Source organism: Paenibacillus sp. J31P190 (assembly GCF_059692075.1).
In genome coordinates this window covers 116,641-130,919 of the sequence record NZ_JCAUAS010000016.1, presented here as the reverse complement: position 1 = coordinate 130,919, position 14,279 = coordinate 116,641, and the positions used below count along the sequence as shown (strand labels likewise).

The 14,279-nt window shown below is 47.0% G+C and carries 14 protein-coding genes; all 14 read left to right on the top strand.

Translation table 11 applies throughout. The annotated features are described in order from the left end of the window. Nucleotide 1 precedes the first annotated feature (1 nt). The 14 genes from AC58U0_RS24780 (at nucleotide 2) to csaB (ending at nucleotide 14,267) form a co-directional block, all read left to right on the top strand. Nucleotides 2-262, top strand: coding sequence for a DUF1146 family protein (locus AC58U0_RS24780; protein WP_497381598.1), 261 nt, complete (start codon nucleotides 2-4; stop codon nucleotides 260-262). Nucleotides 263-460: 198 nt separating this feature from the next. Beyond that, nucleotides 461-1,780, top strand: coding sequence for a UDP-N-acetylglucosamine 1-carboxyvinyltransferase (gene murA / locus AC58U0_RS24775; RefSeq protein ID WP_171642824.1), 1,320 nt, complete (start codon nucleotides 461-463; stop codon nucleotides 1,778-1,780). A 540-nt stretch (nucleotides 1,781-2,320) separates the two neighbouring features. Beyond that, on the top strand, nucleotides 2,321-3,373 hold the full coding sequence (spoIID, locus tag AC58U0_RS24770; protein WP_497381597.1) for a stage II sporulation protein D: 1,053 nt from the start codon (nucleotides 2,321-2,323) through the stop codon (nucleotides 3,371-3,373). 82 nt (nucleotides 3,374-3,455) lie between these two features. Then, entirely contained in the window at nucleotides 3,456-4,193 is a 738-nt protein-coding gene (locus tag AC58U0_RS24765) for a peptidoglycan DD-metalloendopeptidase family protein (protein ID WP_497381596.1), read from the top strand. Between the two features lie 271 nt (nucleotides 4,194-4,464). Next, nucleotides 4,465-4,755, top strand: coding sequence for a sporulation transcriptional regulator SpoIIID (gene spoIIID / locus AC58U0_RS24760; RefSeq protein ID WP_047682268.1), 291 nt, complete (start codon nucleotides 4,465-4,467; stop codon nucleotides 4,753-4,755). A 167-nt stretch (nucleotides 4,756-4,922) separates the two neighbouring features. Next, a complete protein-coding gene (locus tag AC58U0_RS24755) occupies nucleotides 4,923-5,921 on the top strand; it encodes a rod shape-determining protein (RefSeq protein WP_029195639.1) in 999 nt (332 codons plus the stop codon). A gap of 28 nt (nucleotides 5,922-5,949) precedes the next feature. Then, a complete protein-coding gene (locus AC58U0_RS24750) occupies nucleotides 5,950-6,843 on the top strand; it encodes a flagellar hook-basal body protein (protein ID WP_497381595.1) in 894 nt (297 codons plus the stop codon). 24 nt (nucleotides 6,844-6,867) lie between these two features. Continuing rightward, nucleotides 6,868-7,734, top strand: a complete 867-nt coding sequence (locus tag AC58U0_RS24745; RefSeq protein WP_497381594.1) for a flagellar hook-basal body protein — start codon at nucleotides 6,868-6,870, stop codon at nucleotides 7,732-7,734. A gap of 26 nt (nucleotides 7,735-7,760) precedes the next feature. Next, nucleotides 7,761-7,979, top strand: coding sequence for a DNA-directed RNA polymerase subunit beta (locus AC58U0_RS24740; protein ID WP_171693063.1), 219 nt, complete (start codon nucleotides 7,761-7,763; stop codon nucleotides 7,977-7,979). A 102-nt stretch (nucleotides 7,980-8,081) separates the two neighbouring features. Beyond that, nucleotides 8,082-8,600, top strand: a complete 519-nt coding sequence (locus tag AC58U0_RS24735) for a CDP-alcohol phosphatidyltransferase family protein (protein ID WP_497381593.1) — start codon at nucleotides 8,082-8,084, stop codon at nucleotides 8,598-8,600. A 165-nt stretch (nucleotides 8,601-8,765) separates the two neighbouring features. After that, nucleotides 8,766-9,194: a 3-hydroxyacyl-ACP dehydratase FabZ gene (gene fabZ, locus AC58U0_RS24730; protein WP_029195635.1), complete on the top strand. Its 429-nt coding sequence runs from the start codon at nucleotides 8,766-8,768 to the stop codon at nucleotides 9,192-9,194. A gap of 24 nt (nucleotides 9,195-9,218) precedes the next feature. Next, complete coding sequence (locus AC58U0_RS24725) at nucleotides 9,219-10,922, top strand: phospho-sugar mutase (protein ID WP_497381637.1); 1,704 nt, start codon at nucleotides 9,219-9,221, stop codon at nucleotides 10,920-10,922. A 184-nt stretch (nucleotides 10,923-11,106) separates the two neighbouring features. Continuing rightward, nucleotides 11,107-13,155: a DUF5693 family protein gene (locus tag AC58U0_RS24720; RefSeq protein ID WP_497381592.1), complete on the top strand. Its 2,049-nt coding sequence runs from the start codon at nucleotides 11,107-11,109 to the stop codon at nucleotides 13,153-13,155. Continuing rightward, nucleotides 13,134-14,267: a polysaccharide pyruvyl transferase CsaB gene (csaB, locus tag AC58U0_RS24715; RefSeq protein WP_497381591.1), complete on the top strand. Its 1,134-nt coding sequence runs from the start codon at nucleotides 13,134-13,136 to the stop codon at nucleotides 14,265-14,267. The genes AC58U0_RS24720 and csaB overlap by 22 nt, the downstream gene beginning before the upstream one ends. Nucleotides 14,268-14,279 lie beyond the last annotated feature (12 nt).

Here is a 14,279-nt window from a genome sequence, read left to right as displayed (position 1 = left end):
TATGGCAGATACAGATAAATGGAGTGAAGCGGCGAAATATGCTTCGATGATGAATATGGTTGATATTGCTGTCTACATCCTGTGTATTGGCCTATCGTGGTGGGCGCTGCAATCGTTCCGCTTCGATGTCCTGCTCAAAAGGCCAAAAGCTGCTCAAGCGATTATGCTGCAAATTTTGCTTTCTATTGCTCTCGGGCACTTGGTTGCTAGTTTTTTTATCCAATATTTAGGCCTCTCTATGGGCTTCGGTAAGATGTTTTAATCACATTTTTCGAATAATGCGCAAGTTTGTTGTCAACAATGGATAATAGAACGGATCGAAAATTGAAACCTTCTCCGAACTCTATGTAGGTCAGTCGGAATACCAAAAGAACACAGTTGTAACTGTATGGGTTGAAATGATAAACTTAGGAAATGTGCAAAACCTTGTAATTTAAAATAAGTGCGCGGAGGGACCATGATGAGCAAAATTATCGTCCGCGGTGGCCGAAAGTTAGCTGGCAATGTGAAAATCAACGGAGCAAAGAATGCGGTTCTACCGATTATTGCAGCTTCCATTCTGGGTTCGGAAGGTGAAAGCGTCATCCATGATGCGCCTCCCCTTGACGATGTACTAGTCATTAATAAAGTGTTGCAAAGCTTAGGTATTGAAGTGGAATATGACCGTCAGGTTATTCGTGTTCGTGCTCATAACATTAACACATGTGAAGCATCTTATGATCTAGTCCGTAAAATGAGAGCCTCTTTCCTCGTGATGGGTCCTTTGTTAGCAAGGCTTGGTCAAGCGAGAATTTCGCTTCCAGGCGGCTGTGCGATTGGCACAAGGCCAATTGATCAGCATCTCAAGGGCTTTGAAGCGATGGGTGCCGATATTGAACTGGGTCAAGGGTATATCGAAGCTAAAGTGAAGGGGCGCCTGAAGGGTGCCAAAATTTATCTCGATGTAGCCAGTGTAGGCGCAACCGAGAACATCATGATGGCTGCAACGCTCGCTGAGGGCACAACCATCATTGAGAATGCTGCTAAAGAGCCGGAAATTGTCGATTTGGCGAATTACCTGAATGCCATGGGCGCGACAATTCGCGGGGCAGGAACAGGTGTTATTCGCATAGAAGGCGTAGAGAAACTTCGTGGGGTTGTACATACGGTTATTCCGGATCGCGTAGAAGCGGGTACATATATGATTGCCGCAGCTATTACTGGTAGTGAACTGTATATGGAGGGCGCTATTGGTGACCATCTCCGACCTGTTATTTCTAAAATGCAAGAAATGGGCGTTATCATCGAAGAAGATGAGAATGGTATTCGTGTCTGCGCTTCGGGGCCGCTTCGTGCGGTTGATGTGAAGACGCTGCCGTATCCGGGCTTCCCAACCGATATGCAGTCGCAAATGATGGCGCTGCTGATGGTGGCGGACGGCACGAGCCTCGTGACCGAGACCGTGTTCGAGAATCGGTTCATGCATGTCGAGGAGTTCTCGAACATGAATGCACATATCAAAGTCGATGGCCGTACAGCTATCGTAAGCGGCAATGCCAAGCTGCAGGGTGCGAAGGTATGCGCAACAGACCTGCGGGCAGGGGCGGCTCTTATTCTAGCGGCGCTAGCTGCAGAAGGCGAAACCGAGATCACAGGAGTTCACCATATTGATCGCGGTTATGTCGATATTACTGACGTACTGCGTGAGCTAGGTGCCGATATTCATAGATCGGTGCCGCAAGAAGTAGAGCAAGAAGCTGCGGAGTTGGGTTTTTTCAACATCCAGCCGACGCTTGCTTAGGATTGTGTTTTGAAGAACCATTGGGGGATTACTCCGATGGTTCTTTTTGCTTTTAGAGCAGGTGGAGAGAATGCTCTTTTTTTGGCTACTTAGCGGATGCCCAGTAACACGCTATGCTGTTTATGCCTCCTCACAACTGGTAGGCAAAACTCAAAATTACGATTTTAGAGTCTTAGAGCAGCTTCATGAAGGTAGATGGGATATTGCGGTTACCAATGTTGTACTTTCTACAACATCATTCAACGGCGAATAGGGATTCATTCATCCAGAAACCCTCGACCCAGCATAGTTGACGATTTATCCTTATTTAAGACACCTCAATCTAGAGCAAGATAGGATGAATCAATCGACTTTCTCGATATGTAACATCAAAGGTAGAGGGACGGTATTGGCAACAGTTGAAGCTCCCCGTAAGCTCTAGCATCCGCAATCTCACGCATTTTACAAGATAGTCCATTGTTCTATTCTAGCAATCCCTCTCATAAGCTAAGTCATATCAACTACGTGCTAGTAAACGCGCTTATGGAGGCTGCTGCTTAGATGATGTTCAAGAAGAAACGCGTGCTGGGCAAAGGGGTCATCCTTTGGATGGCTGTTTGCTTATCTTCCATGCTATGTGTGACTATTATCGTTCCAGGTTTGCTAGTTAAGAAGATTCCGGATGGCGGGGGGCAACCTCCCACCCAAATTGCGAAAGACGGACTGCTCGAGGAAACAATCACCGAACAAGGCCTAATGATTCCCGTGTATCTGACCAAGAAAGCGACGATTGAGACGGTACCGCTGGAACAGTATGTGAAAGGTGTGCTCGCCGCCGAAATGCCGGTCGAATTCGAACTGGAGGCGCTCAAAGCGCAGGCAATGGCAGCTAGAACTTATGTCGTGCGTAGAGTGCTAGAGAAGGATTACAGCAATATGCCGGTTAACGATGCACTTGTGACAGACACAACTGCGCATCAAGCTTATATCACGGATCAAGAGCTAAGAGACAGATGGGACAAGCGTTACGAGACGAATATGGCTAAAATCGATAGAGCGGTGAATGAAACCAAAGATCTAATCCTCACTTATGAGCATAAACCTATTAATGCCACCTTTTTCTCGACAAGTAATGGATACACCGAAAACTCGGAAGATTACTGGCCGTTCAAGAGTCCCTATCTGCGCAGTGTGCCAAGCCCCTGGGATATAAAGCTGTCCTCTCGCTATCAAGAAACCATTGATCTCAGTTACAAGAGTATGCTTCAGAAGCTAGGCGTTACGAGTATAGCAACAACAGGTACAAGCGCCAAAAATATGAAAGTACTAGCATGGTCGGCCGGCCACCGGATTAAAACCATAACGATTGGTGGTAAAATATTCTCAGGTCGCGAAGTACGAGAGAAGCTAGGACTAGCATCCTCTCAATTTACGTGGAAATGGTCAGGCTCCAAAATCACATTTACTACCTACGGATATGGCCATGGTGTTGGCCTAAGTCAATGGGGCGCTAATGGTATGGCGATGGAGGGTAAAACCGCGGAGCAAATCGTAACCTACTATTACACAGGCATCTCTATCGAAAAAGCGACACCTTTTATCCAAAAATCGTAATCCTTTAACGTTTCTATAAAAATATCTTTCTTCAAGTATAAAACCTTTAAATGTGTCAAGAATGGTTGATGAGGTGATAACCATGAATGATCAAAACAAAGGTTTTCAAAAAGAAGAAGCTCCTAAAACTGCACAAGGAGCGCAAAGTACGACATCCACATGGAAGAGGTTGCTTGCTAAGAAGTGGGTATTCCCAGCAACGTATATGGCAGCAGCAGCAATTATCTTAACCTTAATGTGGGTGTACCAGGACGCCGGGACGAAGACAGTCAGCCAAGAAGATCTGGGCATTAAGGTTAGCAGCAGTGACAAAGCGACAGACAATACCAAAGCACCAGACGGGGCAGTCGCGGTCAACGCACAGACCGAAACGATTCAATGGCCTGTTAAAGACAGAACGCTTGTCGAAGTCTCCATCCCCTTCTATGACACGAATGCAACGAATGAAATGAAGCAGGCGGCAATGATTCAATATAACGATCAATTGACGCCGCATACCGCTATCGACTTGAAAGCCAAGGATGGCGCAGCTTTCGAAGTATTAGCTGCTCTAAGCGGCAAGGTGACTGCGGTAGAACAGAATCCGGTTGTTGGCAATCTTGTTGAAATTACACACAGCAATGGCTTGATCAGTGTTTACCAAAGCTTGTCCGAGGTGAAAGTAGCCAAAGGCGCTGAAGTGAAAAAAGGCGATATCATCGCGAAAGCAGGACGCAACGAATTCGAGAAAGAGGACGCCGTGCATCTGCACTTTGAAGTCCGCCAAGTTAGTGATAATGCAGCGATTAATCCAGAAACGCTTTTAAACGCTAAGCAGTAATCAGCTTCGACGCATAGGCGACCAGCCTACATAAAATAAGGGCAGCGGGTACATCCTGCTGCTTTTTTGCATGGATAGGAAGGATTAGTTTTTATTTGACTTCGCTTCACTTTTACCAAAACCGCTTGTCCGAAGGACGCCAGAATCGATTATTCTTGATTATTTTGAAAATAAATATGGGAAATGGGCTTGTCAGGCTTGGCTACGTAGAATATCTAGTCATGCCCCTCATATACTTTACCAAACTATCTCGAGTAGGGAGGCGAGGGGAGTGCACGATTACATCAAAGAGCGAACCATTAAGATTGGTACCTGTATCGTCGAGACCAAGAATACGGTTCGCACCATTGCTAAGGAATTCGGCGTTTCCAAAAGCACGGTGCACAAGGATTTGACGGAAAGACTACCGGAAATCAACCCGGACCTGGCCAATCAGGTGAAGCACATTCTGGAGTATCACAAATCCATCAGGCACCTTAGGGGAGGAGAAGCGACGAAAATTAAGTACCGAAAAACCCGAAATCCGAAGCTTTCCGAGAACCTGGTCACGGTCAAGTCCTAAAAGTACCTTTCATCCCGATAGGTTTCCTTCATACTTCCCGTGTCGAAATTTCACGCAAAAAGAGGAATTAATGCATTTATATCGAATTTAGCTTATAATTAGAACTATATACAAGAGCGCCGATTCTTCACGGGATGGACGGTAGGTTTAGGGAGGATTAACTAGAAATGTTAAGCAAGGATATTGGAATAGATCTCGGCACGGCAAATGTGCTTATTCATGTAAAAGGACGCGGTGTCGTGCTCGATGAGCCTTCCGTAGTAGCGATTGAAAGCGATACGAAACGTGTGCTGGCTGTAGGAGAAGAAGCTTTCCGCATGGTAGGTAGAACTCCAGGCAACATTATCGCGATTCGGCCATTGAAAGATGGCGTTATTGCGGACTTTGATATTACGGAAATGATGTTGAAGCATTTTATCGCGAAAGTAGGGGGCAAGAATTGGTATTCTCATCCGAGAATACTGATCTGCGCCCCTACCAACATCACCTCGGTTGAGCAGAAGGCGATCCGCGAAGCAGCTGAGCGCAGCGGTGCCCGAGAGGTATTCATGGAAGAAGAACCGAAGGCAGCGGCAATTGGTGCCGGTATGGACATCTTCCAGCCTAGCGGCAATATGGTTGTAGATATCGGCGGAGGGACGACGGATGTAGCCGTGTTATCCATGGGTGACATCGTCACCTCCTCCTCCATTAAGATTGCAGGCGACAAATTCGATATTGCGATCACGAAATATATCAAAAATAAGTACAAGCTGCTGATTGGTGAACGGACGAGCGAAGATATTAAGCTGAAAATCGGAACGGTATATCCACACGGTAGAGATCAAGAGATGGATATTCGCGGTAGAGATATGGTATCCGGTTTACCACTTACGATCACGATTCACTCCAGTGAAGTTCAGGAAGCGCTGTGGGATCCAGTTTCCTCCATCGTGACTGCGGCGAAGAGTGTATTGGAGCGAACACCTCCAGAGCTATCGGCAGATATTATTGACCGTGGTGTTATTTTGACAGGTGGCGGAGCTTTGCTGCATGGGCTCGATCAACTGCTAGCGGACGAACTGAAAGTACCTGTATTAATTGCGGAAGATCCAATGTCCTGTGTCGTTAAAGGAACAGGCATTATGCTCGATAACCTAGATAAGGTTACCAAACGTAAATTTTAATTAGCCATACTACCTAAGAGGTGAAGAGATGTTAAGAGGACTGTATACCGCGGCGGCAGGCATGATCTCCGAACAGCGCAGACACGACACCATTACGAATAATATTGCCAACATAAATTCCCCAGGCTTTAAACAAGGCAATGCTTTGTCTCGATCGTTCCCGGAGATGCTGATATCGACGATACGTGGTGGACAAGGTGCCTCGACAGCTCCCCTTGGGAAGATGAGTCTAGGTGTATTCTCCGAGGAGAGTATCTCCATTCATGCACAGGGTGATTTGCAGGAAACGCAAAACCCTTTTGATTTTGCGCTTGTTTCGAAAATACAAGTGCCTGGTATGAACTTTGACGCTTCAGGAAAGTTCGTGAATGCGGACGGAGAACGCACGTTTCAGCCGCAGGCCCTATTTACGGTTTTAAACGCTGAAGGTGAGCAGAGGTATTCCTTAAACGGGAAGTTCACCGTTGATACTGCTGGCCAGCTAGTAAATGCCAACGGGAACCTTGTGCTAGGCCGAGATGGACAACCCCTGCTGTTGATTGATGGAGCGGGTCAACCGATTCACTCCTTCAAGGTGACAGACAAGGGTGAGTTCCTTGATGCGAATGGCCTTCCACTTTTGGGGCCGACTGGCCAACCCGTAGGATTGATGCTATCGCGTGCAGAGAATCCGAATCTATTGCTGCGTGAAGGTAACGGCCTGCTGCGCATTAATCCAGGCGATGAAGCGACTGTAACACAGGTTGCTGCAGGTGACCAAGTAGAGGTTCGTCAAGGCTTCATAGAACGCTCTAATGTTGATTCCGCGCAATCGATGGTCGATATGATGTCAGCGCTACGCGCATATGAAGCAAACCAAAAAGTCATCCAATCTTATGATAAAAGTATGGAAAAAGCCGCGAATGAAGTTGGGCGCGTCTAATCTAGCTTGCGAAGGGGCAGGACCATGAACAATTCCATGATTAACTCATCGGTATCCATGCATAGCTTACAGCAAAAGCTGGATATTCTCTCCAATAACATTGCGAATGTGAATACGAACGGTTTTAAGAAGAAGGAAGCCTCCTTCGAGGACGTTCTGACTAACGTCAAATCGCAGCCAGAAGGATTCCGTCAGCAAGGCCGGTTCTCGCCACTTGGTTTTAACCAAGGGTGGGGCTCGAAGCTGGTGCAAATTCAGACGAATTTGTCCCAAGGGCCTATTCAACCCACGGGGAATGTGACGGATTTTGCCATTCAAGGTGATGGATTGTTTGAAGTATCCGTGAGTAAGGCAGATGAGAACGGCAACCCCGTGTTCCAGCCTGCTTGGACTCGTAATGGTGCTTTCAGTTTAAGTCCGGATGCGACTGGCGGTACCGTGCTTACGACCAAAGAAGGCCATTTCATCACTGGTGTGGATGGCAATCCGATTCGTGTGCCGACTGGTTTTCGACCTGTCGTTGAACCGAACGGTACGATCAAAGGATACAATGAGCAGGACCCAAGTGCAGCACCCATTAATTTGGGACAGATCAAGCTAGTTCGCGTTGTACGTCCACAGCTGCTCCAAGACGTTGGAGATAACCTTTATGCGATTCCTAATGGCATAACGGCTGCTGAGAAGGCGAATATCTTACAAGATGTGAACCCCTTGGTAGATAACCCGGCTAACCGTGTTAGCCTTATGCAGGGCTTTCTGGAGCAATCCAACGTTACGCTTTCGGATGAAATGACAGATCTGGTTATCGTGCAAAGAGCGCTTCAACTCAATTCCCGAGCTATTACATCTTCGGATCAGATGATGAATATCGCTAATAATTTGCGCGCCTGATCTTAGAAAGGGAGGGATAGGGCTCGATGTCAGACAAGCCTGCTCCACCAAAGAAGAAACCAAGGCCGAAATGGCTGAATATAATATGGCTTATTTTCAAAATCATTCGTATTCCTGTGCTATGCGTGCTAGCTGTTTTTATCGGCCTATGGGTTGGTTACACCAAGCTTGGTCATCAGCCAGCGGGAGAAATCTTTCATATGAGCACCTGGCGGCATTTATACGATCTGGTATTTGCGAATTAACTCTAACTCCCGCATGGGAGTTTTATTTTTGTCTAAGCAGCGGTATAATGAATGAAGGTTAAATGTACCAGATATCGGATACTAACGCGCAGGAGGGGTACTTTGAATATACCGAACATGCTCACCATCAGCAGGTTTGTTCTAATCCCTGTGTACCTCGTGATTTTTTTTTATGGCCATATCCAAGTTGCCTTTTTTATTTTACTGGCAGCCGGACTTACGGATATCCTAGATGGCTATATCGCAAGAACCCGCGGACTTATAACACCCGTTGGTGTCATGCTGGACCCTCTCGCTGATAAGAGCATGATGATTGCGGTGATCTTATCCCTGCTCATCTCGGGATTGATTCCTTGGCAGGCAGCTGCAGCGATGTTCATTCGTGATTTAGGTATGATTATGGGTTCTGCTTTCTTTCACTTCAGGGGCAAGTTAACAGTTCCAGCCAATGTGATGGGAAAGTTAACGACGGTTTTGTACTATTTTGCAATCCTCTTCATCGTTTTTCATTTAAACTTCGCCATTACTTATTTATGGTTTGTAATTGGGGTCTCATTCTTAACTTCCTTCATTTATATTATTCAGTTCCTTGTATTAAATCGAGGAGCCAAATTGAAATAATGTATACTACGCAAAAAAGAGCCTATGTATAAGACTGTAACACAGCCCTGTACATAAGCTCCCCTATATGAACCTTCACTTCTGCAGTTAATGAAGGGACATCCCTATTGTAAGTGATTACCTTGTATTTTATACAAGCATTTTGAAAGGAGTTTTTAAACCGCTATGCTAGATATTAACCAGATTCAAGAGATCATTCCTCATCGCCCTCCCTTCTTGCTTGTTGACCGTATTTTGGAGGTCGAAGAAGGTGTTAGAGCTGTAGGTATAAAGAATGTTACGATCAATGAACCGTTCTTCGCAGGACACTTTCCTGGCTATCCGGTTATGCCCGGTGTGCTGATTGTTGAAGCTTTGGCACAAGTGGGTGCTGTGGCTGTTCTGTCGATGCCTGAATACAAAGGTAAAATTGGTTTATTTGCAGGCGCAGATGGCATTCGTTGGCGCCAACAGGTCGTACCAGGCGATACACTAACTTTAGAAATGACGATTACACGTGTAAAAGGAACTATTGTCAAAGGCCAAGCGGTGGCTAAGGTAGGCGACAAAGTGGTAGTCGAAGGCGAGCTTATGTTCGCCCTTGCTAATAAATAACCCATAGATAAAAAGGAGATGAACCTGACTACTATGACGCGTGTACAAACAGAGTATCAATTATGGTTAGAGGATCCAGCAGTGGATGCCGAAACGAAGAAAGAACTGCGTGCTATTCGGGAAGATGAAAGAGAAATTGAGGATCGCTTTTATAAAGATCTTGAATTTGGCACAGGAGGACTTCGCGGCGTGATTGGCGCTGGAACGAATCGAATCAACGTGTATACCGTTGGACGCGCAAGCCAAGGCTTGGCACAATATGTGAATGGGACAGGCGCTACAAGTCCCTCCATTGTTCTAGCTTATGATTCACGTCATATGTCGCCCGAGTTCGCTTTAGAATCTGCTCTTGTATTCGCAGGGAATGGAATTAAGGCTTATCTCTTTAAAACACTGCACGCGACACCACAGCTTTCCTTTGCTGTGAGATACTTAGGCGCGTCCGCAGGGGTTGTCGTTACAGCAAGTCACAACCCACCAGAATATAATGGCTATAAAGTATATGGAGCAGACGGGGGACAACTCGTTCCTGAGTTTGCGGAGCAAGTCATTGCACAAGTACAGAGCATCGATTCCTTCGATAAGGTCAAGAAAATAACCCAGCAAGAAGCGGAAGCGCAAGGGCTGCTTTCTTGGCTAGGTGAAGAGGTCGATCAAGCGTACATCCAGGCCGTAACGGCGATTAGCCAGAATCCAGATGTGATTAAGCAGATCGAAGGCGATTTCCGCATCATCTTCACTCCTTTGCATGGAGCGGGTAATGTGCCAGTACGCGAAGTGCTGAAAGCAGTTGGCTTCGGACAAGTCCGTGTTGTAGCTGAGCAAGAGCTGCCGGATGCACAGTTCTCGACGGTTAAGTCTCCGAATCCGGAGGAGCGGGAAGCTTTTACACTCGCCATTGCACAAGCGAAAGATTGGGATGCCGATATTATCATCGGAACCGACCCTGATGCTGATCGTATGGGTGCTGTTGTAAAAGATCCGAACGGCGAATATGTCGTTTTGTCAGGTAATCAGTCTGGTGCTATCATTGTCAATTATTTATTATCAAGCTTGAAAGAGCGTGGAACACTGCCTGCGAACGGCGTCGTCGTCAAGACGATCGTTACAAGTGAAATGGGTGCAGTCATCGCCAATCATTATGGGATTCCTACATTAAATACGTTAACTGGCTTTAAATATATCGGGGAGAAAATGTCCCAGTTTGAACAGAATGGTGAATATACGTTCTTGTTCGGATACGAAGAAAGCTACGGCTACTTGGCTGGGGATTATGCCCGAGATAAGGATGCAGTTATCGCAGCGATGCTCATTGCTGAAGCTGCAGCTTATTATAAGAAGCAAGGCAAGACTTTATATGAAGTCCTTCAGGAACTGTACGAATCCTTTGGCTACTTTTTGGAAAAGCTTGAATCAAGGACGCTGAAAGGGAAAGACGGCGTGGAACAAATCGGGCGCATCATGGAAGCTTGGAGAACGAATCCGCCGACGGAGATCAGTGGCACTCGTGTAAGCCAAGTGGAAGATTACGCAGAGGGCATAAATGGCCTTCCTCGCGAAAATGTGCTGAAATTCAAGCTGGATGATGGTTCATGGTTCTGCCTGCGTCCTTCTGGAACGGAACCGAAAATTAAGTTTTATTTTGCGGTACAAGGATCTACAGGTCCTGCGGCCGAACAGCAGCTAGATGGCATCATTCAATATGTGCTTAACCGTGTAGACGGATAATGAAATAGGAAAACTGAACCTCTTCAGAACCTAAGTCAGGGATAGGTCGTCTAATGAATAGATGGAAATTAAATCCGCATTCATTTGGCCTATTACCCGAGGTAGGACCTGAAGGGGTTTTCGAATGTAAGTACATGCTTTACGAAGAAAGCTTTCTATCGGAAAGCTCTAAGGAGTGGACAACTTGGCACAATGGTATCAAACATGGAATAAACCTTTCAAAAATATCCTATGGTGGCTCGTCATTATTGGATTGGTAGTCTCCCTGCCGCTAGCCTACACGCGTCACCAAACGGAAACTTCGGTCAATCAAGTCGAGTTTGTTTTCGATTATCGTGATTTGCTGGATATTTCGGATCTTCAGACGAATCCGCAGACTTTTGTCGCTGAGCAGCTGAAGAATATGAAAGCAGCGGGCATTAGCTCAATGGCCGTGTACGAGAGTACATTAGCGGAGCTTAAAGAGAGCCGACGCATCGAGGTATTTAGCTCTCGAGACGCTGCCGCACTTACCCAAACATTGGGTGATCCTAATGAAAATTTTACCTACGTGCTGTTCGCAGATAGTGCCACACAGCAGAAGCTGGAACCATTAATTCAGAAAACGTTCGCGGATCTGAAGGTTGGTACGAAGCCGTGGAGTTTCAAAAATAGAAACGGACTTGTCATCCAAATGAGCATGGACGATGCATCGATTAAGGGTATGGACCCAGACCCGATGACCTTACAAATGCTGAAAGATCAAGGGTTTCAAATCGTGGTTCGTCTATCGAACCGCAGACCTTTTGTAACCAATGAAATGGATCGTCTGCTGAAACAGTTACATGATATCGGCGTAAAGCGTATCATTGTTGACGGCAATGAAGTTCCGGGTTACACGGAAGAAAATACGGAAATTAACCTGAATAAAATGGCAGATCTTCTTAATAAGAACGGCATTGGTCTAGCAGCCATTGAGTTATTAAAAGAGCCGCAAAAAGGGTTTAGCACGTTATCGAAGCAAACGAATTATAACGTCGTTCGATTGCATTCGTTCACAGAGAAAGACGGAGAAAAGTTAACAGAGCCGCTCAAAAAATCGGAACTGCAGGATCGTATTCAAGGTGTTGCAGATCGTTTAGTCCTTGCTGTGAAAGACCGCAATATCCGCATGGTTTTTTTGAATGCAAGGCCAGTAAAAAGCTTGGATAAAGGGAAGTTAGTTGATCCGGTAGCTGCTTACTATGAAAGTTTGCAAGGGAAAGACGGCGCTATTCCTCGCATCCAAGAAGTAGGGTTTACGCTTGGATCCGCAGAGCCATTTGATGTAAAAACGACAGGATGGCAGAAAATTGCCCGCATCTTCATGCTGCTTGGAGGCGTTAGTTTAATCGTGCTGATGGTGTCCTTCTTCGTACCGGAAGCCGTGCTGCTCCTCTTCGTCTTAGGTATGCTTGGGCTTATTGCATTACATACCCTTTCGGCTAATCTATACGCGCAAGGCCTTGCCTTAAGTGCAGCCATTAGTGCACCGAGCATAGCGATCATGCTGGCCATTCGTTCCGTTCGTTCAGGAGCTGCAGCGAAATGGAAAACAGGTCTTGCTTATGCCTTATGGACACTAATCAAAACATCTGCAATTTCATTGATTGGTGTCGTTTACGAAGTGGCACTTCTCAATCACGTTACGTATTTACTCGTGCTGCAGCAGTTCCGCGGCGTTGGCGTCCTGCATTTGCTCCCTATTGCTATCGCAGGTGTGTATTTACTATTCTTTAGCGAAAATAACACGTACAGAGATAAGATTGCGAATATTCGAGGTATCCTTGCTTCCTTCATTAGTGTGCTATGGATTGTAGTCGCTGGCGTAGCTCTGGCAGCCGTTTATTATTACTTGTCACGTACAGGAAATGAAGGACAGGCTTCTACCTTGGAGAAATTATTCCGCTCCTTCTTGGAAAATACATTGGGCGTGCGCCCTCGAACCAAAGAATTTTTGTTCGCACATCCGTTATTCCTGCTAGGCGCATATTTGTCAGTTCGTTATAGACATGCTGTTTATTTGATTTTCATCGGTGTAATTGGGCAGCTTTCAATTGTAGATACATTCGCGCACTTGCATACGCCGCTTCATATATCCCTGATCCGTATAACCTATGGTCTTGTGTTTGGCGCTTTAATTGGCCTCGTTCTGATTGCAGCTTGGGAAATAATCACAAGGAGTTGGAAACGATGGGTGCCACAGTCAAAATAGCGCTATCCGGCTACTATGGCTTCGATAATAGCGGCGATGAAGCTGTGCTGCAATCGATATTGTTTGCTTTGCAGGAGCAAGGGCGAGAGCAAGGCGTACAGATAGAGCCTATCGTCCTATCTGCTAATCCTGAGAAAACGTCAGCGATGTACGGGGTGAAAGCCTATCATCGAATGAAGCCTGGTCCGCTGATTCGTGCTTTACGTGAAGCCGATGGTTTGATTAGCGGCGGTGGCAGCTTATTACAGGATGCTACAAGCTCGAAGACGATCCCGTATTATTTGGCTGTCTTGAAAATAGCGCAGTGGCTGGGCAAGCCTACGTTTATTTACTCGCAAGGCATCGGTCCTGTTAGCCGCCCTATGTTTTATGGCTGGATCCGCAGCGTATTCCAGCGTTGCGCATATGTGTCGCTCCGCGATACGGAGTCCGCGGAGCTGCTGGGGAAGATGCGGCTCCCACGGGAGCGCATCACGGTAGTGCCTGACCCGGTTATGGGGCTGCCGCTGCGCGGGACCGGTTCTGGTGGCGGCGCGTCGAACCTCGCGCCGGATGGTTTAGAGCGGACGGTCGGCGTGTCCGTCCGCTTCTGGAATGAGGACCGCACAGAGCTGGAAGCTCTCTCGCGGTCCCTGCAAGTGCTGCTCGCAGCCGATGCCAACGTGCGGCTGCGGTTCTTGCCCTTCCACCTTCCTTCGGACGAGGTGGCGTCGCAGTTCGTGATCGACCGTCTGGGCGATCACGGGTCCCGGGTGGAGATGGTGCGAGGCATCACCCATCCGCAGGATATGCTCGCGCAGGTCGCGGAATGCGACCTGCTGATCGGGATGAGGCTGCATTCTTTGATTTATGCAGCCTCGCAGTTCGTGCCTATGGTAGGCATCTCGTACGATCCGAAGATCGACCAGTTCCTCCATAGGCTTGGCATGAAAGCCGCCGCATCGACAGCTCGCTTCGATACGGATGCCTTTGCGGCCGAGGCTTTGCGCCTTCTGGCCGGCCGAGAGGCTTGGGCGGCGTCCAGCCGCGCCGCCATCGAAGAGCTCAAAGCGCAGGCTCAGCTTCCTGCGCATCGCATCATTTCTTTTTACAAACAAAGAACTAACAAATAGGGAAATAATGAA

Bases quoted from the DNA above. Each gene is read 5' to 3' on its own strand.
- AC58U0_RS24750 (WP_497381595.1), top strand. From the start codon at position 5,950: ATGTTAAGAGGACTGTATACCGCGGCGGCAGGCATGATCTCCGAACAG.
- AC58U0_RS24765 (WP_497381596.1), top strand. From the start codon at position 3,456: ATGAATGATCAAAACAAAGGTTTTCAAAAAGAAGAAGCTCCTAAAACT.
- AC58U0_RS24780 (WP_497381598.1), top strand. From the start codon at position 2: ATGGCAGATACAGATAAATGGAGTGAAGCGGCGAAATATGCTTCGATG.
- fabZ (WP_029195635.1), top strand. From the start codon at position 8,766: ATGCTAGATATTAACCAGATTCAAGAGATCATTCCTCATCGCCCTCCC.
- AC58U0_RS24755 (WP_029195639.1), top strand. From the start codon at position 4,923: ATGTTAAGCAAGGATATTGGAATAGATCTCGGCACGGCAAATGTGCTT.
- csaB (WP_497381591.1), top strand. From the start codon at position 13,134: ATGGGTGCCACAGTCAAAATAGCGCTATCCGGCTACTATGGCTTCGAT.
- AC58U0_RS24740 (WP_171693063.1), top strand. From the start codon at position 7,761: ATGTCAGACAAGCCTGCTCCACCAAAGAAGAAACCAAGGCCGAAATGG.
- AC58U0_RS24745 (WP_497381594.1), top strand. From the start codon at position 6,868: ATGAACAATTCCATGATTAACTCATCGGTATCCATGCATAGCTTACAG.
- spoIID (WP_497381597.1), top strand. From the start codon at position 2,321: ATGATGTTCAAGAAGAAACGCGTGCTGGGCAAAGGGGTCATCCTTTGG.
- murA (WP_171642824.1), top strand. From the start codon at position 461: ATGAGCAAAATTATCGTCCGCGGTGGCCGAAAGTTAGCTGGCAATGTG.